This is a genomic window from Microbacterium sp. p3-SID336 (assembly GCF_025143365.1).
GTDB lineage: Bacteria > Actinomycetota > Actinomycetes > Actinomycetales > Microbacteriaceae > Microbacterium.
Genome location: NZ_JALXPE010000010.1, coordinates 16599 through 35532 on the forward strand (window position 1 = coordinate 16599; position 18934 = coordinate 35532).

General features: G+C 71.6%; 17 protein-coding genes. 6 read left to right on the plus strand and 11 right to left on the minus strand.

The features are described 5' to 3' along the window. Positions 1 to 30: 30 nt before the first annotated feature. From M3C17_RS04355 to M3C17_RS04370, 4 genes are all read right to left on the minus strand, one after another. The gene (locus tag M3C17_RS04355; RefSeq protein WP_259976423.1) at positions 31 to 1245 is read right to left on the minus strand and encodes an ABC transporter permease; all 1215 of its coding nucleotides are present in this window, start codon (positions 1243 to 1245) and stop codon (positions 31 to 33) included. Next, a complete protein-coding gene (locus M3C17_RS04360) occupies positions 1242 to 1994 on the minus strand; it encodes an ABC transporter ATP-binding protein (protein ID WP_259976424.1) in 753 nt (250 codons plus the stop codon). The genes M3C17_RS04355 and M3C17_RS04360 overlap by 4 nt, the downstream gene beginning before the upstream one ends. Beyond that, a complete protein-coding gene (locus tag M3C17_RS04365; protein ID WP_259976425.1) occupies positions 1991 to 2917 on the minus strand; it encodes an efflux RND transporter periplasmic adaptor subunit in 927 nt (308 codons plus the stop codon). The genes M3C17_RS04360 and M3C17_RS04365 overlap by 4 nt, the downstream gene beginning before the upstream one ends. Positions 2918 to 3086: 169 nt before the next feature. After that, positions 3087 to 3293, minus strand: a complete 207-nt coding sequence (locus tag M3C17_RS04370) for a DUF3499 family protein (protein WP_211545561.1) — start codon at positions 3291 to 3293, stop codon at positions 3087 to 3089. A 162-nt stretch (positions 3294 to 3455) separates the two neighbouring features. On the opposite strand from M3C17_RS04370, the gene M3C17_RS04375 reads away from it, so the two are divergent. Next, positions 3456 to 3794 carry a metallopeptidase family protein gene (locus tag M3C17_RS04375; RefSeq protein WP_311198425.1) on the plus strand — a complete coding sequence of 113 codons (339 nt, stop codon included), beginning with the start codon at positions 3456 to 3458 and terminating at the stop codon, positions 3792 to 3794. 33 nt (positions 3795 to 3827) lie between these two features. Here M3C17_RS04375 and M3C17_RS04380 read toward each other — a convergent pair whose 3' ends face one another. The 4 genes from M3C17_RS04380 to manA form a co-directional block, all read right to left on the minus strand. Beyond that, positions 3828 to 5210, minus strand: a complete 1383-nt coding sequence (locus M3C17_RS04380) for a DUF5719 family protein (protein WP_259976427.1) — start codon at positions 5208 to 5210, stop codon at positions 3828 to 3830. Further along, positions 5207 to 8230, minus strand: coding sequence for a glycosyltransferase (locus M3C17_RS04385; RefSeq protein WP_259976428.1), 3024 nt, complete (start codon positions 8228 to 8230; stop codon positions 5207 to 5209). The genes M3C17_RS04380 and M3C17_RS04385 overlap by 4 nt, the downstream gene beginning before the upstream one ends. Before the next feature lie 95 nt (positions 8231 to 8325). Continuing rightward, positions 8326 to 8643, minus strand: a complete 318-nt coding sequence (locus M3C17_RS04390) for a WhiB family transcriptional regulator (RefSeq protein ID WP_259976429.1) — start codon at positions 8641 to 8643, stop codon at positions 8326 to 8328. Positions 8644 to 8805: 162 nt separating this feature from the next. Continuing rightward, complete coding sequence (gene manA / locus M3C17_RS04395; RefSeq protein WP_259976430.1) at positions 8806 to 9936, minus strand: mannose-6-phosphate isomerase, class I; 1131 nt, start codon at positions 9934 to 9936, stop codon at positions 8806 to 8808. Positions 9937 to 10001: 65 nt separating this feature from the next. On the opposite strand from manA, the gene M3C17_RS04400 reads away from it, so the two are divergent. Both M3C17_RS04400 and M3C17_RS04405 read left to right on the plus strand, forming a co-directional pair. Beyond that, on the plus strand, positions 10002 to 11417 hold the full coding sequence (locus M3C17_RS04400; RefSeq protein WP_259976431.1) for an O-antigen ligase: 1416 nt from the start codon (positions 10002 to 10004) through the stop codon (positions 11415 to 11417). Further along, positions 11414 to 12724, plus strand: a complete 1311-nt coding sequence (locus M3C17_RS04405) for an O-antigen ligase (RefSeq protein WP_259976432.1) — start codon at positions 11414 to 11416, stop codon at positions 12722 to 12724. Before M3C17_RS04400 ends, M3C17_RS04405 begins: the two co-directional genes overlap by 4 nt. 22 nt (positions 12725 to 12746) lie before the next feature. Here M3C17_RS04405 and galE read toward each other — a convergent pair whose 3' ends face one another. Continuing rightward, positions 12747 to 13736 carry a UDP-glucose 4-epimerase GalE gene (gene galE, locus M3C17_RS04410; protein ID WP_259976433.1) on the minus strand — a complete coding sequence of 330 codons (990 nt, stop codon included), beginning with the start codon at positions 13734 to 13736 and terminating at the stop codon, positions 12747 to 12749. Positions 13737 to 13884: 148 nt separating this feature from the next. On the opposite strand from galE, the gene M3C17_RS04415 reads away from it, so the two are divergent. From M3C17_RS04415 to M3C17_RS04425, 3 genes are read left to right on the plus strand one after another with little or no spacing between them, the layout of a single operon-like run. Beyond that, positions 13885 to 15795 carry a glycosyltransferase gene (locus tag M3C17_RS04415; protein WP_259976434.1) on the plus strand — a complete coding sequence of 637 codons (1911 nt, stop codon included), beginning with the start codon at positions 13885 to 13887 and terminating at the stop codon, positions 15793 to 15795. After that, the gene (locus M3C17_RS04420) at positions 15792 to 16754 is read left to right on the plus strand and encodes a glycosyltransferase (RefSeq protein ID WP_259976435.1); all 963 of its coding nucleotides are present in this window, start codon (positions 15792 to 15794) and stop codon (positions 16752 to 16754) included. Before M3C17_RS04415 ends, M3C17_RS04420 begins: the two co-directional genes overlap by 4 nt. 1 nt (position 16755) lies before the next feature. Continuing rightward, the gene (locus M3C17_RS04425) at positions 16756 to 17352 is read left to right on the plus strand and encodes a hypothetical protein (RefSeq protein WP_259976436.1); all 597 of its coding nucleotides are present in this window, start codon (positions 16756 to 16758) and stop codon (positions 17350 to 17352) included. 54 nt (positions 17353 to 17406) lie between these two features. Here M3C17_RS04425 and M3C17_RS04430 read toward each other — a convergent pair whose 3' ends face one another. Then, on the minus strand, positions 17407 to 18141 hold the full coding sequence (locus M3C17_RS04430; protein WP_259976437.1) for an ABC transporter ATP-binding protein: 735 nt from the start codon (positions 18139 to 18141) through the stop codon (positions 17407 to 17409). Next, the gene (locus M3C17_RS04435) at positions 18141 to 18932 is read right to left on the minus strand and encodes an ABC transporter permease (protein WP_259976438.1); all 792 of its coding nucleotides are present in this window, start codon (positions 18930 to 18932) and stop codon (positions 18141 to 18143) included. Before M3C17_RS04435 ends, M3C17_RS04430 begins: the two co-directional genes overlap by 1 nt. Positions 18933 to 18934 lie beyond the last annotated feature (2 nt).

Here is an 18934-nt window from a genome sequence, read left to right on the forward strand (position 1 = left end):
CCAGAGCCCGCACCGCGGCCTGCGAGTGTGTCAGAACCGGATCGCGTCGATGACCTTCACGCGCAGGGCCACGAGAGCCGGGATGAACCCGGACACCGCTCCCACGAGGACCGACGCGACCAGCCCCACCACGGCGGCGCGCATCGGGAACGGCGGGATGTCCTGGATCCCCGGGAACATCGACGTCACGATCCACTCCGAGCGCAGCACCGCCACGACCACGGCGATGCCGATCGCTCCCGCGACCGTCGTCGCCACCAGGCTCTCCAGGAACACGGCGAAGAACACGCGGCCCGAGCTCGCGCCGAACGCCCGGCGCACGCCGATCTCACGGACGCGCTGCCGCATCGCCACCAGCTGGATGTTGATGAGACTGAGCGCGCCGAGCGCGAGGATCAGCGAGGCGATGCCGCCCGTGATCATCTCGAAGGTGGCCTGCGCGTCCATGGCACCCGGCTGTGCGGCCCAGTCCGAGCGGCTCACCGACACCGTCTGCCCTTCGGGGAGCCCCGCGCGCAGATCCATCGCGAGCACCGGGGCGATCGCGTCGACCTGATCCGCGCCGACCCACACCTCGTACTGCGTGAAGGTGTCGGCGGGCAGCGCGTCCACGCGGTCCCGGTAGGCGTCGTAGAGCATGTCCAGCCGCAGCTCCTCGTCGCCGAAGCCCTGGCGCGGCACGACGCCGACCACCTGGTAGGTGCCTCCGGCGTCTCCGCCGACCGTGAGGGTGGGGTGCTGCGCGAGCGGGATGCGCCCGAGCCGATCCCACAGCGGCTCTGTGATGACCACGGCCGGGGCCAGCGCCTGGCCGTCGGCGTCGCGGAGCATGCGTCCCTCGAGCAGCTTCTCGCGGTGGATCTCGGAGTACGCGGGATCGACCAGTCGCGTCTGCACCTGGGTCATGCCCTCGGGCAGCGCGACGTGCAGCACGAAGCCCTGCGCGATGCGAGCCGTGTGGCTGAAGCCGAAGCGCTCGGAGGCGCGCGCGAACCGCTCGTCGAAGTCGTCCGTGTCCACAGGGGTGCCGTCCGCGGCCGACACGGCGACCGCGACCGTGGCCGCCCGGCCGCCCCAGCGGTCGGACTGCTCCGCCTGGAACTGCCGCTGGTACTCGGAGAAGGCGACGACGGCGGTGAGCGCGCCCACCGAGACGGCGATGCCGATCAGGCTCAGCAGCACGCGGAGCTTGTGCACGCGGATCTCGGCCCAGGCGTCGGAGAGCGCCCCCAGGAACGCGGTCACGGTGCGACCTCCGCGGCGGTGCCAGGCACGGAGGCGGCGAGCGTCGACGCCTCGAAGGCGCGCGCGAGGTCGGCGGGTTCCAGCCGTCCGGCGTCCAGCCGGTAATGGCGCCGGGCTCGTGCGGCCACGTGCAGGTCGTGCGTGATCGTGACGAGCGCCGCATCCGTCTCGGTCGCGACCTCGTCCAGCAGCGTCATGACCGCAGCGCCGGTGTCGATGTCGAGGGCTCCGGTCGGCTCGTCGGCGAGGATCAGCACGGGTCGGCGCACCAGGGCCCTGGCGATCGCGACACGCTGCTGCTCGCCGCCGGAGAGCCGGTCGGCGATCTGGTCGACCCGATGGCCGAGACCCACCCGCTCGAGCATGTCGGCCGCGATCCTTCTGCGGTCCCAGAAGAGTCGCCCGCGCGCATGACCGAGCGGCATCATGACGTTGTCGATCGCCGTGCGCCCGGGCAGCAGGTTGAACTGCTGGAAGACGAAGCCGACGTTCTCTCCGCGCAGGCGGTCCAGCCGACCCGAGCGCATCCGCCGCACCTCGCGGCCCTCGAACGAGACCGTGCCGGACGTGGGGGCATCGAGCATGCCGAGGATGTTCAGCAGCGTGGACTTCCCTGACCCTGAGCGCCCCACGATCGAGACGTGGTCGCCGGCGCCGACCTCCAGATCGACGCCGCGCAGGATCTCCAGCCGCGAGTCGTCCGGCAGCAGGACGCTCTTCGCGACGTCCTGCAGCGCGACGAGCGTCACCAGCTCATCCCGCTGTCGCACTGCTCGACGCCGGGCGAGATCTCGTAGCAGAACTCCTCGACCGGCGCGACGAAGCCGGGGACGAACTGGCGGATGCTGTCGCCCTCCGCGAGCCCGTCGGTGACCTCCACCATCGTGCCGTCGTTGACTCCGAGCGCGACCTCGCGCTCCTCCGGCTCCGCGCCGTCGCCCGCGTCGACCCAGACCTTGCCGGTGCCGGCGCCGCCCTGGACCGCCGTGACCGGGATCACCAGCGCATCGTCGACCTGGCCGAGCGCGAGGTCCATGGTGGCGGGCAGCCCCGCGAACACCGTCTGATCGGCGGGGATGGCGCACCGCACGCTCGCGGTCCCCTCCTCGCTGACCTGCACGCGCACGCCCGTGCACGCGAACGGCGAGGGACCGCCGGTGATGGTGACCGTCGCCTCGGTGGGCGCGTTCACCAGGCGGTACAGCTGCACGGGCTCGACCGTGGCCTGCAGGTGATATCGCGCCGGGGTCAGCGTGTAGGTCTCGGTGCCCACGGACGTGGCCTGTCCCTTCACGAGCGCGAGTTCGGACACGTCGCCGGCCTCGGGCGCGAGTACGTCGATGTCCTTGCGCGGCTCGTCCTGACGCACCGTGTACAGCTTCTGACCGGCGGCCACCGCCGCGCCGTCCGCGATGTGCACGGCCGTGACCGTGCCGGTGAGCTCACTGCGGACGGCGTACGCCTCATCCCGCGCGACCGTGCCGTCCAGACTCAGCGCATTCACCACGGCACCACGCTCCACCGCCACGACCGGGTCGGTGATCCCGGCCTGCGGGCTCACCACGGCCTCCGAGCGATCGGGGAAGAAGGCGATCTTGACGAGAGCCGCGGCGCACGCGCCGAAGATCACCACGAGCAGGAGAGGGAGGACCCAGCGACGCCAGACGATCACGACAGCCTTTCCGGCCGCGCCGCCGTGACACCGCCGCCGTCAGAGTATCCAGCCGCGCGTGCCCCACGGGGACCGCGCGGCCCGCGTGTCGCGAAGCGCCGTCAGGCGCGCGAGTGCCGCGGGCGGGAGGAACCGTCGGGGCCTCAGGTCGTCCGGATGCGGAGCGCGATCAGGCGCGAAGGGCCTCGTGGCGGATGACCAGCCAGCCCGCGGGCACCGAGAGCCGGTCGGCGTGCGGCGCACACAGGTCGTGCGCCTGCGGGTCGTTCGCGGCGCCGAGCGGCCCGAGCGCCGCCATCTGATCGCCGTAGTCGTACGTGAGAGTGGCCACGGCCTCGCGCGCGCAGCCGACCTTCGAGCACAGTCGTCCGTCCATCCCTCCCACCGTACGTCGCCCGGCCGTCGCCGCCGCGGATGCCGCGCCGAGCGCAGGCGCAGCGCCTAGACTTTCGACATGCCCCGTCGTCGCCCCGCCCCCGCCGCGGCCCGCCGTGGCGCCAGACACGGGCGACACGGCCGACTCGGACGCAGCGAGGTCGTGCGCCCTCCGCTGGCGCCGCTGGACGGGCGCCTCGACCGCTTCGACCTCACGGTCGGCACCGCCGTCGAGTTCCTTCGCGGCACCTGGCCGGAGCTGCAGGACGTGCGGTTCGAGATCGGGGCCCTCCCCGCGGCGGAGAGCGACGGCGAGGTGCCGCGCTGGCACCTCGACCGCCAGGGCCGCCGCATCGTGCTGTTCCGCATCCCGATCGAGCGGCTGCTGCCGCCGGGGCACGATGACGCCGCCCACCGACGGATGGCCATCGAGAGCGCCGTGTTCCGCGCGGCCGCCGAGTATGTGGGGCGTGAGCCCTGGGACCTGGGCCACGACCACTGAGGCCCCACGGCCCGCGTCCTGTCCGCCCCGCGCTCAGGGGTAGACGGTGATCGACTTCTCCACGCCGGGCGACGGCGGCACCGGGAGGACGGCCAGTGCGCCGGGGGCGGTGAACGTGACCGCGGCGTGCACTTCGCCCGTGACGCGGAGCAGATAGGTGTCGCGGGCGGTCACATCGATGCCAGCGGTCTGACCGGCCGGCACCGTGATCTCCTGCGACTCCCCGCCGCCGATGGGCTCGAGCGTCACCGTCGCATCCTCCTCCGTCGTGTTCGCGAGCTGAAGGCGCGGTGAGGGACCGGTCGGCACTGCGAAGGCGACCTCCGCGTCGATCTGCGGGGCCGGTGTGACCCACGCGAAGTCCGTATCGCGTCCGAAGCCGTCCTGCTGGCGGACGGCGGCGACCACGGGAGCCTCCGCCTCGATCTCCACGGTGTAGCGCCCCGGCTCCAGTCCGCTGAGCGCCACCTGGGCGGGGACGTCCGGGTCGAGCGGCACGCGGAATTCGTCGGTCGTCGGGGTGGTGCCCTCACTGCGGACGCGGACCTGCACCATCGCATGCGCGCCCGGCGAGAGCAGCCGGAGGACCGTCATGTCGCCTTCGTCCCCGTTCGCGGAGAACGTCTGCACGCCCGTGATCACCAGATTCTGCTGCGGTCCAGGCACCGCCTCCTGCAGATCGGCGCCCGCCGGGTCGAGCACGCGTACGAGCGAGGACTGCAGCACGGCCCGCACGGGGGCGCCGGTCGCGCTGACCTTGACGACGGGCGCCTCGTTGCCCGCTGCGATCGCCGTGAGGGGTAGAGCGGTCTGGGAGCGAGCGGGGACGATCACGGTACGGCCGCCGCGCGACTCGCCGTAGACCGTGAGCGTGACGGTGGACGGGACCTCCGCCGCATTGGTCAGGACCACGATGTCCTCGGAACCGGTTCCGACGGCACCCCCGACGAGCCAGGACTCCAGTCGGGGCACGGTGCAGGGCGCCGCCGCATATCCGGCCAGGTCGTCGGCGGCGAGCGTGAACGACTCGGCACCGGCGATGAGCGGAGCGGTCCGCCCCTCGACCGCACCCGTGAGCACGGACACCTCTCCCCCGTCTGCGAGGTCGGGGGCGGCGAGGCCTTCCGTGCCGGGGTCGCCGGCGGTCCCGCCCACCGTGAGGCTCGGCCCGGCCGCCGACCGCATGTCGAGCGGGGCCGAGGAGTCCCGCCCGAGCGCGCGCACATCGCCGTTGCACACGAGCACGCTGTCGCCGGGGAGCGGCGTGACCTGCTCCTGGGCCGGTTCGTGCGACACGGTCGGCCACGGGGCGTGCACGGCGGCGGCGACCCCGACGACGCATGCGGCGGCGACGGCCACCCCGGTCACGAGGCGCGCACCGGTCGCTGCGACGCGGAAGGCGCGGTTGCCGCTCATCGGTCCTCCTCCTCGGAACGGCGCTGGGTATGCGGCGCATCGCCGGACCCGTCGACGGCCTCGGTCCCCGGCTCAGGCTCGGGCGCAGGCTCGGCGATGGGCGCCAGCGCCTCGTCGTTCAGCGCCGGCTCGTCCTGCGGGTCCTCGACCGCGCCGACGGGCGGGTCCTCGACGACGGGCGGCTCGCGGTCCTCCGCATGGCGAGGGAGCACGAGCGGCTCCTCGGGCGCCCTGCCCACGATGCGCGACTGCGCTCTCGCGGCGCGCCGCGACGCCCTGGTCGGGATCGAGAGCAGCAGCGCGGCGAGGACCACCAGCAGCTGCAGCGTCACGACGAGCCGTGCCGTCCCCTCCTGCGCTGCGGTCAGGGACGCGGGCTCCGCGGCCTCGGCCTCCAGTCGCCAGAGCACGCCGCGATCCGTGGTGCCGGCATGCACGAGTCCTGCCCGCTGGTCGATCGCGGCGATCGAGGCCGTGCGCAGCGTCCTCGCCCTGTCGCCCTCGCCGGGGACCTCCGCGATCAGGACGTAGCTGATGCCCTGGGCAGCCAGTTCCGCCGGCGCGTCGAAGTCGCGTGCCGAGATCAGGTCGACCGCGAGCGTCGAGACGTCCGAAGCCTGAGGCTCGACCGCCGTGGACATCATCGTGGTCTGTGCGCCGAGCGTCTCACTCGCCCCGCGGACGACCTCGACGGCGAGTCCGCCGTCGTTCTGCGGAGTGAGGATGAGGGTCGAGATCGGCCGATCACCCGCGGCCTGGGCTGCGACGTAGGCCGGCAGCGTCGACTCCGGTCCGTTGGCGAGCAGGGAGCGGTCGGCGTGGAAGGCGCTGAGGGCGGGGACGGCGCAGACGGCGAGCGCGACGGCGGCCACCGCGGTCGCGGCGACGCGCAGGCGCGGCAGGGTGATGGCGGTGTCGAGCGTGACGGTGGCGGCGCCGACGACGCCGATCCAGGCCAGACTCAACCCCGAACCGGGCCAGATCGCCACCGGAGTGCCCTGCGCGAACGACACGCTGATGCCCACCGCGAGGAAGGCCGTGGCGACGCCCGCCACGCTCACGACCAGCAGGGTGATGCCGGCACGCCAGCGCGGTGAGACCGCCGCCGCCAGTGCGAGCAGCACGAGCGGCGCGCAGAGGACGGGAGCCCAGGCGCCGATGACACCGGGGGCGATGGCCGCCCACCCCGCGAGGTCGGTCGTCGGGAACCCGGTGGCGATGGCGAGACGCCCCACGGCATCGGCACCGGCCTGCGGCCCCGCCCAGACGAGGCCAGGGTCGGCGAGGAGCGCGAGCGGGGTGCCGTGCGCCACCTGCCAGAGGATCAGCGGTCCGAACAGCACGGCGGTCGGCAGCGGCAGCCACAGCAGCCGTCCTGCGCCGCGGAACTGCGCCGTGCCGATCACGATCCCGAGCGCGACCAGCCACAGGAGGGCGAGGGCGGGGGCGAGCGACGGCGCGCACGCCAGCACGGCGGCCAGCAGCAGGGAGGCGCTGCCGGCAGCCCCCCACGAGCGGTGTGCGACGACGGCCGTGTGGAACAGCCACGGCAGCAGCAGATGCACGAGCACGGCGGCGGGACGGCCGTCGACCAGCGCGGTGAGGAACGTGGGGGCGAGCGCCCAGGCGACCCCGGCGAAGATGCGGAGGCCCGAGCGGTCGGTGACCCTCGTCGCCGCGAACCAGCCGCCGAGCACGGCGAGCGGGAGGGCGAGGATCCACAGCAGCACGAGGGCGAAGGACGGCCCGGCCGGCCAGAGCGATCCCAGGATCGCGACGACGGCGGCGAACGGGTCGGCGGGTCCGACGACGTCGACCCCCAGCCCGCGCAGCCCCCAGGCGGCGTCCGCCCACAGCGCCGTGACGGTCTGCCGGAGCGGGAGGAGTCCGCCCCCGCCGAGCGCGGGCCACGCGAGCAGCGTCGTGAACGAGGCGATGCTCACGACGAGGGCGGCCAACACGGCCCAGGCACCCCCGCCCGAGAAGAAACGGAGCTCGCTGACGGCGCCCTGCTCGCTGCCGTGCCCGTCGTCGAGCCGGCGTCGCAGCTGCGAGGACGTGACGCGGAGCGGAGCGATGCTCGCCCACGTCGAGGTCCGGAAGGCGCGGATGCGCGAGCGCGAACGGGCGACGGCACCCACGCGCAGCATAGCGGTGAGCGCGGCGCCCCATTCGGGAAGCACGGCCTCAGGCCGCTTGCCGATCAGGTGCGTGATGGAGCGCCAGAGCGCGAGCGGGAGGAGTGAGAGCCAGTGCAGTGCCACGGCGGCCACCGGTGCGTAGGCGAGTCGCCGGTGCAACTGCGCGAGTCGGGTGACGTAGGCACGGCGCGAGCGGCCGGTCGGCAGTGCCGCGGGGCCATCCGGAGCCGCGGACACGCGGGCGGTCGGGGCGAGGACGACACGTCCACCGCCGAGGCGTGCACGGACGCCGAGGTCGAGCCCCTCGTCCGCTCCGGCGAGCGCGACGTCCGGCCGCAGGGCGTCGCGCACCTCGCCCCGGATGAGCATGCCGCGGATGTCCGCGCCCAGCGCGTCGTCCATTCGATCGTGCTGCCCCTGGTCGAGCTCGCCGGCGGCCAGTTCGACGGAACGTCCGAGCGCGGTCATGCTCACGCCGAGCGAGACGATCTCCCGGTCGTTGTCCGTGGAGACGAGCTTCGGGGCGACGATGGCCGCGGAGGGCGATCGCTCCAGGGTCCCGGTGAGGCGCTCGAGAGCACGCGGATGCGGGGCGGTGTCCTGGGCCAGCAGCCAGATCGCCGCCCCCTCCGGCACCCGCGGGCGGGCGAGGTCGACGGCCTCCGCGAAGGAGGTCGAGGAGCGGGCCTCGATGATGCCCTCGACCGTGCTCGCGACGGCAGCGCTCTCGCGTGCACTCGCCGCGTCACCGCAGAGCACGAGCGTGACGGCGGCGGGCGCGAGGGTCTGGGAGCGCACGGCGTCGAGTGTGCGGAGCAGCTGCGCGCGGGCCGAGGGGCCGGGGCGCGCGACGATGATGGCGTGAACTCGGGCTGGCATGACCTCGTCAGCCTATGCGCGGGACCAGCCGGTGCGGGGCAGGGGACGCGGCGCGCCCGCGAAGCCGAGCGGAGCCGGCGTGATCGTGCGTGCGATCAGCTGGCGCGGCGCTTGAGCTTGCGGCGCTCGCGCTCGGAGAGCCCGCCCCAGATGCCGAAGCGCTCGTCGTTGTTGAGCGCGTACTCCAGGCACTCGCCGCGCACGTCGCACGAGGTGCAGATGCGCTTCGCGTCGCGAGTCGAGCCGCCCTTCTCGGGGAAGAAGGCCTCGGGGTCCGTCTGCGAGCAGAGCGCGTCGCTCTGCCAGGCCAGGGCGTTGTCGTCGTCCTGCTCGGACCGTCGCACCCCGGGGACACCGAGGTTGACCGGATCGACGAACCAGTTCTCCGGCACATCGGAACGGTATCCCGTCATCTCGACCTCCAACCCTTCAAAACCGCCCCCCTGGCGGGCCGTGCTCCATTAATTACACCGGTGTGATTCGCTCCGGTCAAGTCGTGGATCGTAAACCCTCAAGGGATTCTTGAAGGTTCACGCGGCCTCATCGGCGTGTCGCGCGCGCCGCGCGAGAGGTGATCAGCGGCCTGGGGTCGCGACGAAGGCCTCGCCCGCGCCGGAGAGATGCAGCACCGACTCCGCGGCGTCGGCGAAGGCCGCGGTGCCCACGGGGACCGAGAGCTCCTTCCCCGAAGCGGAGGCGACGGCCACTCGCCCAGCCGTCGCGAGCACCATCGCGGGGCCGCTCACCTCGAGCGCGACGGGCGCACCGTCGAGCTCGACCCGGCGCAGGGCGAAGTCGGGGACGGGCACGGGATATTCGGTCACGGCCGTACCGGCGGCGGGCCGCAGCACCGGGACCTCGGCGGGCGTCGTGTCCAGGATCGCGAGCAGCTCCGGCACGTCGATGCGCTTGGGCGTGAGTCCGCCGCGCAGCACGTTGTCGCTCGCCGCCATGATTTCCACACCCAGCCCGGAGAGGTACGCGTGCAGCAGGCCGGCGCGCAGGAAGATCCCCTCGCCGCGGCGCAGCACCACGTGGTTCATCAGCAGCGCCACGACGACGCCGGGGTCGCCGGGACAGGTCTCGGCGATGCCGGCCACCGCGTGGAGGGCGACGCCCCACTCCCCCGCCTGCTCGCGCGCGGCGGCCGCCTTCACGGCGGCGATGATCTCGTCGACGGCGGCCTGCGCGTCTCCGCCCAGCAGCCAGGCGATCGCGTCTCGAAGGCCATCGCCGTCCGCGGCCAGCAGCGAACGCAGGCGCTCCACACCCGCGCCGTCGTCGAGCGCGTCGAGCAGGCGCAGCGTGTCGGCGACGGGCCGCAGGCCGCTCAACGACTCGAAGCGCTCACTCAGCGCGACGATGAGCTCCGGCTTGTGATTGTCGTCGCGATAGTTCCTCTGCGGGTCGTCGAGCGGAAGACCGCTCTCCCGCGCCCAACCGGCCTTCGCCTGCTCGATCGTCGGATGCACCTGGATCGACAGCGGCTGTGCGGCGGCCAGGAGCTTGAGCAGATAGGGAAGCGTGCCCCCGGTGACGCCGTCGAGCGTGCCGTTCCCCTCGACATCCGCGGGGTCGCCGGGGTGGTCCCCGAACCACACCTCCGCCTCCGGTGCACCGCTGGGGGTACGCCCCTCCAGCTCGGCCAGCAGGGTCTCCGAGCCCCATGCGTAGTCGCGGGGCGTGTTCGTGAGGCGAAGCAGCATGCCCCCAGCGTAGGCCCCGCCCTGCGCTCAGGCCGTCGCGGGCGCGGCGCGGTATCCTGAACGCGATGGCCCAGTACACCAAGCACCCGGTGGCCGCCCCGCCCACCGCGCCCGAGCGCGAGTCCACGGGGCATCTGCTCCTGCGCGGCTACGTCATCGCGGTCCTGTTCGTGGCCTTCGCGCACTCCGCGGTGTACAACCTGGTGGGTGTGGTGGGAGCGGCGGTCGTGCTCGCCGTGTTCACCCTCGTCACGCTCGCGATCGGCATCCCGATGCTCGCTCGTCGGCGTCCGCAGCCCTTCCGCTGGCGCCGCCTGCCGTGGACCGCGCTCGCCTACTCCGCGCTCGCGCTGGTCTCGGTCGCGTGGTCCCAGTGGCGCGGTCCGACGATCGCGACGGGCGTGCTGCTCGCCGCGATCACCGTGAACGGTCTCTTCATCGCGCACGTGCTCACGTGGCACGAGATCGTCAGGGCGCTGTCGTCCGCGTTCAAGTGGATCCTCGGTCTCTCCCTCGCACTCGAGCTGTGGGTCTCCCTGGTGCTGCACGGGCCGCTGCTGCCGAACTTCGTCGAGCTGCCCGAGGGGGACATCGACCCGCAGTGGTACTGGGTGCGGGACAACCTGTTCGACGGCGGCCGCATCCAGGGCATCGTCGGCAACGCGAACCTGCTGGCCATCGTGTCCCTCTTCGCGCTGATCACCTTCGGGGTGCTGTTCGCGGCGCGCGCACGCTGGCGGACCACACTCGCGCTGTGGATGCTGCTGGCGCTGTACTTCCTCGTCCGCACCTCGTCCGCGACCGCGCTCGCCTGCGCCGCCGCCGCCGCCGTGGTGCTCGTCGTCGCCCTCCTGATGCGCCGCGCCCGCACGCCCGGGGCCCGCACCCGGGTCTACGTGATCGCGATCGGCTCGACGGTGATCGTCGGCACCGCCGTGTGGCTGCTGCGCGAGCCGCTGCTCGCCCTGCTGGGGCGGAGCTCGGACCTGACGGGCCGCTCCGACAAGATCTGGACCGCCGTGCTGCAGCGCGTGGCGGAGCATCCCCTGTTCGGCAACGGTTTCTCGAGCCCCTGGATCCCGAGCGACCCCGCCTTCGACGGCTGGATCGTTGATCACGGGATCACGGTGTTCCACGCGCACAACATGTGGCTCGACGTGCTGCTGCAGCTGGGCGTCCTCGGGCTCGTCCTGATGGCGGTGGCGTACGGCAGTCTGCTGTGGCGCTCCTGGTTCTTCGCGGTCGACCGCCCGCGCTGGGACCTCGACGCGCAGCGCCCCTACTCTCCGCTCACACTGCTGCCGAGCCTGTTCACCGTGGTGCTGCTCGTGCAGGGTCTGACCGAGTCCACGCCGATCATGCTGTGGGGCTGGCTGCTCGTCGTGCTCCTGTCGTTCAAGCTCAAGTCCGTGCCGCTGGTCGGCGTCGGCGAGCGCGACCTCGTGTTCGAGCGTGGCGCGACGCAGCGGCGGGTGCCGTGACGGGTGCCGTGACGGGGGGCCATCCGATCGCCCGGCTGCTCGGCTCGGCGGAGTTCGCCAGGGCGTTCACGCTCGCGGTGCTGCTCGCCGTGTTCGGCTCGTTCGCGATCGAGCGGATGACCTCGCCCGTCACGCTCGCCACGATCGTCACGCTGTTGTGCGTGCTGGGCGCCGCCATCCTCTGGGTGCGCCGCGAAGAGCTCTCCCTGCTGCGGATCGCTCCCTCGTCGCTCATCGCCTTCCTCGGCTGGGCTCTCGTGAGCCTGGTGTGGACGACCGATCGCTCGGACACCGTCTTCGGGTGGCTGTCCCTGTTCGGCTACGCCTTCCTGGCGATCACCGTGGGGCACATCCGCGACACTCTGCAGACGGTGCGCGCGATCGGCGACGCGCTGCGCGTGCTGCTCGGGCTCTCGCTCGCCGTGGAGATCCTCTCCGGAGTCCTCCTGGACATCCCGTTCGCATTCCTCGGCGTCCAGGGCGATCTCGCGGCCGGCGGACCCGTCCAAGGCCTCTTCGGCAGCCGCAACATGCTCGGCTTCATCGCTGTGATCGCGCTGATCACGTTCGTGATCGAGTGGCGCACGCAGTCCGTGGAACCCCCGCTCGCGGTCGTGTCGATCGCGCTCGCCGGCGGCCTGGCGTTCCTGTCGTCCTCCCCGACCGTGCTGGTGCTGGCCGTCGCCGTCGGCATCGTGACGGTCGCCCTCACGATCGTGCGACACGCACCGGCATCCCGGCGCAACCTCGTCCAGTGGACGCTGGGCGTGCTGGTGGCGATCGCCCTCGCGGTCGCGTTCGCGCTGCGCCATCAGATCATCGCGCTGCTCGACGCCGGCTCCGACTTCTCGATGCGCGCGAGCCTGTGGAACACGATCCTCGACTTCGTCGCCATCAAGCCGATCACGGGCTGGGGCTGGTTCGGCGACTGGGCGCGCGGCGAGTTCCCGTTCACGTTCATCAACTTCCAGCTCGACGAGCACCACCAGAGCGCGCTGAACGCCTTCTTCGACGTGCTGCTGCAGCTGGGGGCGGCGGGACTGGTCCTGTTCCTGCTGCTGGGCGGCGTGGCGCTGATCCGCTCCTGGCTGGTCGCGAGCGTGCGGCGCTCCGTCGTGTACGCCTGGACCCCGATCACGCTGGTGACGCTCGCGGTCGACTCGATGTTCGAGAGCTTCACGCTCGTCGGCGCCGGCTGGTTCCTGCTCGTGCTGTGCGCCCTTCGCGCCGGTCAGTCCCGGTCCTGGCGCGAGAACATCGATGCGGCGCACACCGGCGCCATCCCCACCCTGCGCCCGCAGGAGTAGCGTCCGTTCCCCGCTGGCCGGGTCAGCGCAGAGAGCGCAGCTTCTCGGACCAGGCGAGCGCGTCGCGCACCCCGTCGTCGACGGAGCGCTCCGCGCGCCAGCCCAGCACGTCGGCCGCACGGTCCACGATGGCGAACGCGCCGGCCTGGTCGCCGGGACGCCGCCCGGTCTCCACGACAGGCAGCGGCTCGCCGGTCACGCGTTCGAATGCCTGCACGAGCTCGCGCACGGTTACGCCGTCGCCCGTGCCGAGGTTGATCACCTGATACGGCTCGTCCGCCGTCGCGACCTCGTCGAAGCGCTGCACGGCCGCGACGTGCGCGAGCGCGAGGTCCCACACGTGCACGTAGTCGCGGAGGCCCGAGCCGTCGCGGGTCGCCCAGTCGGTCCCGGTGATGGCGAAGGGCTCGCCCGAGGCCTTCGCCGTCATGATCTTGCCGAGCGCGTGCGACGGAGTGGGGTTCTGCAGCCCCGTGCGCAGCTGCGGATCGGCGCCGATCGGGTTGAAGTAGCGGAGCGCGATGGCGCGGAAGTCGCCTGCCGTCGCGGCGTCGGCGAGGATCTGTTCGACCATCGCCTTCGTGGTGGCGTACGGGCTCGCCGGCGCGAGCACACCGTTCTCGTCGACGCCCTCGCCGCTCTCGCCGGCGTAGACGGAGGCCGAGGAGCTGAACACGACGCGCGGGATGCCGGCGTCGCGCAGCCGCTGGAGGAGCACGATGGTCTTGCCGACGTTGCTGTCGTAGTAGCCCAGCGGATCGGCCACCGATTCCGGCACCACCACGCGAGCGGCGCAGTGCACCACGGCATCGATGTCGGGGTGGTCCGCCAGCAGCCGATCGAGCACCGCCGCGTCGGCGATGTCGCCCACGTAGAGGTTCCGTCCGTCCCCGAAGGCCCGCAGGCCCTTCGAGAGGTCGTCGAGGACGACCACCTCGATCCCGGCCTCGATGCATGCCGTCGCCACGGTCGATCCGATGTAGCCGGCGCCGCCGGTGATCAGTACCTTCATCGCGGTCAGTCTAACCAGCCGGGCTGGACGCGGACGGGGAGGCTCTCCGCAGATCCTGAGGTGGTGGACGGTAGGCTACTCACTGCTCGTCGCGTCGCGCGCCGCCGTTCCGCGGCGGTCAGCGACACCAACATCGGAGATTCGCCCCGTGGCCCACGTCCTTCAGAACGTCGTCTTCCCGCTCGATCGCGACCCCGATCTGCTTCCGCTGTACGCCGACCCCGAGACCTGGTCCGTGATCGAGGACGAACCGGTCCGCGTCTCCAACCGCGCACACCTCGGCAACATCCTCGGCCGCCACCGTGCCCGTATCGTCGCCGGTCGCCGCGTGTCCCTCGGCACCTACTTCAACGCCTTCCCTGCCGCGTACTGGCAGCACTGGACGAGCGTGCGGGAGGTGCAGCTCACGGTCCGCACGACCGGGCCGGCGACGATCCTCGTCTACCGCTCGAACGGTGCGGGCGTACGCCAGCGCGTGGCCACCCGCGAGGTCACGGGTGAGGCGACGACGTCGTTCGACCTTGCCCTCACGCAGTACAGCGACGGCGGCTGGATCTGGTTCGACATCGTCGCCGACGAGAAGCCCGCGGTGCTCGAGGGCGCCGAGTGGACGACCGAGCAGGAGCCGGCACGCAACGGCAAGGCATCGCTCGGCATCACCACGTACAACAAGCCCGACTACTGCGTCGAGACGCTGCGCGCGCTGGCCTCCTCCCCCGATGCGCTCGAGTTCGTCGACCGCATCTTCCTGGTCGACCAGGGCACGCAGCTCGTCGCCGATCAGGAAGGCTACGACGAAGTGGCCGGCCGGCTCGGCGAGACGCTCCAGGTGATCCGTCAGGCGAACCTCGGGGGTTCCGGCGGCTTCGCCAGGGCCATGTACGAGACCCTGCAGCGGCCGGAGAGCGACTTCGTGCAGCTGCTGGACGACGACGTGCGCCTGGAGCCGGAGTCCCTGCGCCGGTCGATCGTGTTCGGCCAGTACGCGACCACCCCGGTCCTGGTGGGCGGGCACATGTTCGACCTGCTCGACCGCCCGAAGCTGCACGGCTGGGCCGAGGTCGTCGACGAGGTGCCGTTCATGTGGCGCAACCTCTACCAGGAGCAGATGCCGCACGACTTCGGCGTGTCCAACCTGCGTCAGTCCTCGCTGCTGCACGTGCGCATGGACGCCGACTACAACGGCTGGTGGATGTGCCTCATCCCCCTCGACGCGATCCGCGCGGTCGGCCTGTCGCTCCCGGCGTTCATCAAGTGGGATGACGCGGAGTTCTGCCTCCGCGCGGGCGAGGCCGGCTTCCCCACGGTCTCGATGCCCGGTGTCGCGCTCTGGCACGTCTCCTGGGTCAACAAGGACGACACGATCGACTGGCAGGCCTACTTCCACGCCCGCAACCGGATCGTCGCGGGCCTGCTGCACTCGGACGTCCCGCGCGGCGGGCGCCTGCTCCGTCACAGCAGGAGGGTCGACCTCAAGCACCTGATGATGATGCAGTACTACCCCGTGGCGCTGCGCGCACAGGCGCTGCGCGACGTGCTGTCGGGGCCCGAGCACATGCGGAGCAACATCCGGACGGCTATGCCCGCGTCCCGCGCTCTGGCGGCGGAGTTCCCGGAGACGGTCGTGCACCGGGATCCGTCTCTCGTGCTCTACTCGCGCCGCGGCCGGCAGGTCTACAAGAAGGTGTCGAAGAACGACTACGACAACCCCACCGGGCTGCGCCTGCGCTGGTTCACCCTGACCACGCTCCTCTCGCACTGGGTACACCGCCCGCACCCGGACAACGTCGTGCAGCCGGAGGCCGAGTTCGGCAAGGAGGACGCGCAGTGGTGGCGGGTCCCCGCGTTCGACAGCGTGCTCGTGAGCGCGGCCGACGGATCGGGCAAGAACATCTACACCCGCGACCGCCGTCAGTACCGGCGCATGCTGCGCGAGACCGTGCGTCTGCACGCGGAACTGCGGCGACGCTGGCCCGAGCTCCGCGCGCAGTACCGGGAGGCCCTGCCCGAGCTCGTCTCCCCCCGCTCCTGGCAGCAGATCTTCGAGGAGAAGGCATGACCGCGGCCCCCGCTGCATTCGACCCCACGGCCGCGACGATCGTCATCGTCACCTTCAACCGCTCGCACCTGCTGACCGGCCTGCTCACCAGCATCACCGCGATGGACCCCAAGCCGGGTCACGTCGTCGTGATCGACAACGCCTCCGTCGACGACACCACCGACGTGGTCGAGTCCTTCCGCGACGACATCGGCACCGAGCTCGTGTACCGCCGCCTCGACGTCAACACGGGCGGCTCCGGCGGCTTCAGCGAGGGCATGCGCACCGCCTACGAGCTGGGCTCCGAGTGGATCTGGATGATGGACGACGACGTCGAGGTGCTGCCGGACGGTCTCGCCAGGATGGGAGCGTGGGCGCCGCGCTTCAAGAGCATCCAGGGTCGCCGCTACGACTACGACGGCAGCGAGTTCTACTGGCAGTACCGGATCGCCGAGCGCATGGGCATCCCGATCCCCTTCGCACCGGCCGGGTTCGACGAGTCCGGCTACAAGCACATGAACAGCGGCTGCTTCGAGGGGATGTTCATCCACCGCTCGATCGTGCAGCAGATCGGCCTGCCCGATCCGCGCTTCTTCATCTACTGGGACGACCAGATGTACGGCTGGCTGGCGTCTCGACGGACGACGGCCGTCATCGTGGACGAGTTCGTGCTGCGACGCACCCGCGAGATCAAGCAGTGGGACATGGGCATCCGCCACATGAACGCGTCCAGCAACGCCTACCGCTACTACATCATGCGCAACCGCGGCTTCATCAAGCAGTACTACCGCGTGCACGGCGTCTACAACCCTGTGCTGTTCGGCCTCGGCACGACCGCGACGTTCTTCAAGGAACTCATCCGTCTGGCGTTCGTCGAGCGGACCGTGCGCGGGACCAGCAACCTGTTCCGCGGACTCCGCGACGGCGGCAGGATCGGGCGCGACCGGTCCTGGCAGCCGATGACCCCTCTGGAGGCCTGAGATGACCGACCCGCAGCCGGAGCTCCGCTGGGCACCGCTCCCGCCCGCGCCGAAGCGGACCGGCCGCGTCTGGCTGATCGTCGGGCTCGCGGTGGTTGCGCTCGCGATCATCGGCGCGCTGCTGTTCTTCCTCCTCCCGCGCGGCGAGGGACCCGCGCCGGAGGAGAGCCCGTCTCCCACGCCCACGGCGTCGCCGACCCCCACGGTCACGCCCACCCCGACCGCCTCGCCGACGGTGGGACCGCAGCCGTCGCAGACCCCGATCGTGACGCCGCCGCCGGCTGCCGACCCGACGCTGGAGGCGTTCCGCGGCCAGGTGGCACCGCGGCTCAACGACGCCCCGCGAGGCCTCGACTTCGCTGCCGGCGCCGGTCAGGACGCGGGGCCCATCGTCGACACCCTGCAGGCGGACCTGCAGTGGCTGTCCGACCTGGAGCCTCCGTCCTCCATCGCGCAGAGCTGGCGCGACGGCGTGCAGGCCTATGGCCAGCGGCTCGATGAACTGCAGACGGCGATCGCCGGCGGCGGGAACACGTCGTCCGCGATCGATGCGGCCCGCGCCGCCGTGCAGAACCTGCGCACGCTCGTCGGCCTCTGAGCGCGGAGCAAGCCGCGTCGGATCCCCGCCCGTGCGCCCGGGCGGGGAGGCGCGTCAGACCGCGTAGTCGGCGTTGTAGCGGTCGAGCACGTCGCCGATCGGCGCATCCAGCGCGAGCGCTCCCTTGTCGAGGTACAGGCCGCGCGTGCAGAACCGCCGCAGGTCGCGCTCGTTGTGGCTCACGAAGAACAGCGTCCGCCCCTCGGCGAGCAGTTCGTCGATGCGCTTGTAGCACTTGTCGCGGAACGCCTTGTCGCCTACGGCGAGCACCTCGTCCACGAGCAGGATCGGCTCGTCGAGCTGCGACACCACGGAGAACGCCAGCCGCACCTTCATGCCGTTCGAGAGGTGCTTGTACGGGGTCTCTTCGAACCCGGCGAGTTCGGCGAACGCGATGATGTCGTCGTAGCGTCGCGTGACCTCGTCCCTCGACATGCCGTGCAGTCCGGCCGTCAGTCGCACGTTCTCGCGCACGGTGAGATCGCCGACGAAGCCCCCGGTGATCTCGATCAGCGGTGCCACCCCGCCGTTGACGGTCACCGACCCCTCGTCCGGAAGGAGCACGCCGGCGACGAGCCGCAGGAGGGTGGACTTGCCCTGCCCGTTGCGACCGACGACGCCGATCGACTCCCCGGCCTGCACCGTGAACGACACGTCGCGCAGCGCCCAGAACTCGCCGGGGCGCGACCGCCGGGAGGAGCCGGCGAACAGATCCTTGAAGCTGCGCCGTCCGCGACGGTTGCGCCGGAAGTGGACGCCGAGTCCCTGCACGTCGATCGCCGCCGCCATCACAGCTCCTTCAGCACCGGGCGCTCGAGGCTCCGGAAGGTCCAGACGCCGAGGGCGAGGATGAGGACGCACATCACGACGCTGATCACGATGGGCATCGGGTCCCACAGATCGGGGAAGAACCCCACGCGGTAGAGCGTGAAGATGCCGGCGAGGGGGTTGAAGGCCCCGATCACGTCGAAGGGCGCGGGGAGGTCGCGGAAGCTGTAGATGACCGGGGACGCGTAGAAGAGCGCCCGCAGGATCAGCGCCGTCGTGCGCTCCAGGTCGGCGTAGAGCACGCACAGCGGTGCCACCAGCAGCCCGAGGCCCACCAGCAGCATGGTCTGCAGCAGCACAGCCACCGGGAACCACAGCAGCATCCAGTTCACCGTGGCACCGCTGAACACCGCGAACAGCACCAGCACCGGCATCGAGAACAGGAACTCGATGCCCTTGCTCAGCACGATGCGGTTGACCCAGATGGACCGCGGGATCGCCGTCGACCGCACGAGCCGCGCATCCTTCTTGAACGCCCTCGTGAAGTCGGACACCGAGGTGTTGAACCACACCCACGGCAGCAGCGCCACGATGAGGAACACGATGTACGGGTCCTCGCCCACGCTGCGGTGGAACACCTGCGTGAAGACGAACCAGTAGATCGCGCTCATCACCAGCGGATCGAGCACCGACCACAGGTAGCCGAGGAAGCTCGTCGCGTACCGGACCTTGAGGTCGCGGGCGGACAGCAGCCACAGCGAATGCAGATAGCGCCGGGGCGTCCCGGGCGCCCCGACAGCAGCGTGACTCACGA

Bases quoted from the DNA above. Each gene is read 5' to 3' on its own strand.
- M3C17_RS04390 (WP_259976429.1), bottom strand. From the start codon at position 8,643: ATGACGGGATACCGTTCCGATGTGCCGGAGAACTGGTTCGTCGATCCG.
- manA (WP_259976430.1), bottom strand. From the start codon at position 9,936: ATGCTGCTTCGCCTCACGAACACGCCCCGCGACTACGCATGGGGCTCG.
- M3C17_RS04380 (WP_259976427.1), bottom strand. From the start codon at position 5,210: ATGAGCGGCAACCGCGCCTTCCGCGTCGCAGCGACCGGTGCGCGCCTC.
- M3C17_RS04400 (WP_259976431.1), top strand. From the start codon at position 10,002: ATGGCCCAGTACACCAAGCACCCGGTGGCCGCCCCGCCCACCGCGCCC.
- M3C17_RS04370 (WP_211545561.1), bottom strand. From the start codon at position 3,293: ATGGACGGACGACTGTGCTCGAAGGTCGGCTGCGCGCGCGAGGCCGTG.
- M3C17_RS04385 (WP_259976428.1), bottom strand. From the start codon at position 8,230: ATGCCAGCCCGAGTTCACGCCATCATCGTCGCGCGCCCCGGCCCCTCG.
- M3C17_RS04430 (WP_259976437.1), bottom strand. From the start codon at position 18,141: ATGGCGGCGGCGATCGACGTGCAGGGACTCGGCGTCCACTTCCGGCGC.
- galE (WP_259976433.1), bottom strand. From the start codon at position 13,736: ATGAAGGTACTGATCACCGGCGGCGCCGGCTACATCGGATCGACCGTG.
- M3C17_RS04425 (WP_259976436.1), top strand. From the start codon at position 16,756: ATGACCGACCCGCAGCCGGAGCTCCGCTGGGCACCGCTCCCGCCCGCG.
- M3C17_RS04420 (WP_259976435.1), top strand. From the start codon at position 15,792: ATGACCGCGGCCCCCGCTGCATTCGACCCCACGGCCGCGACGATCGTC.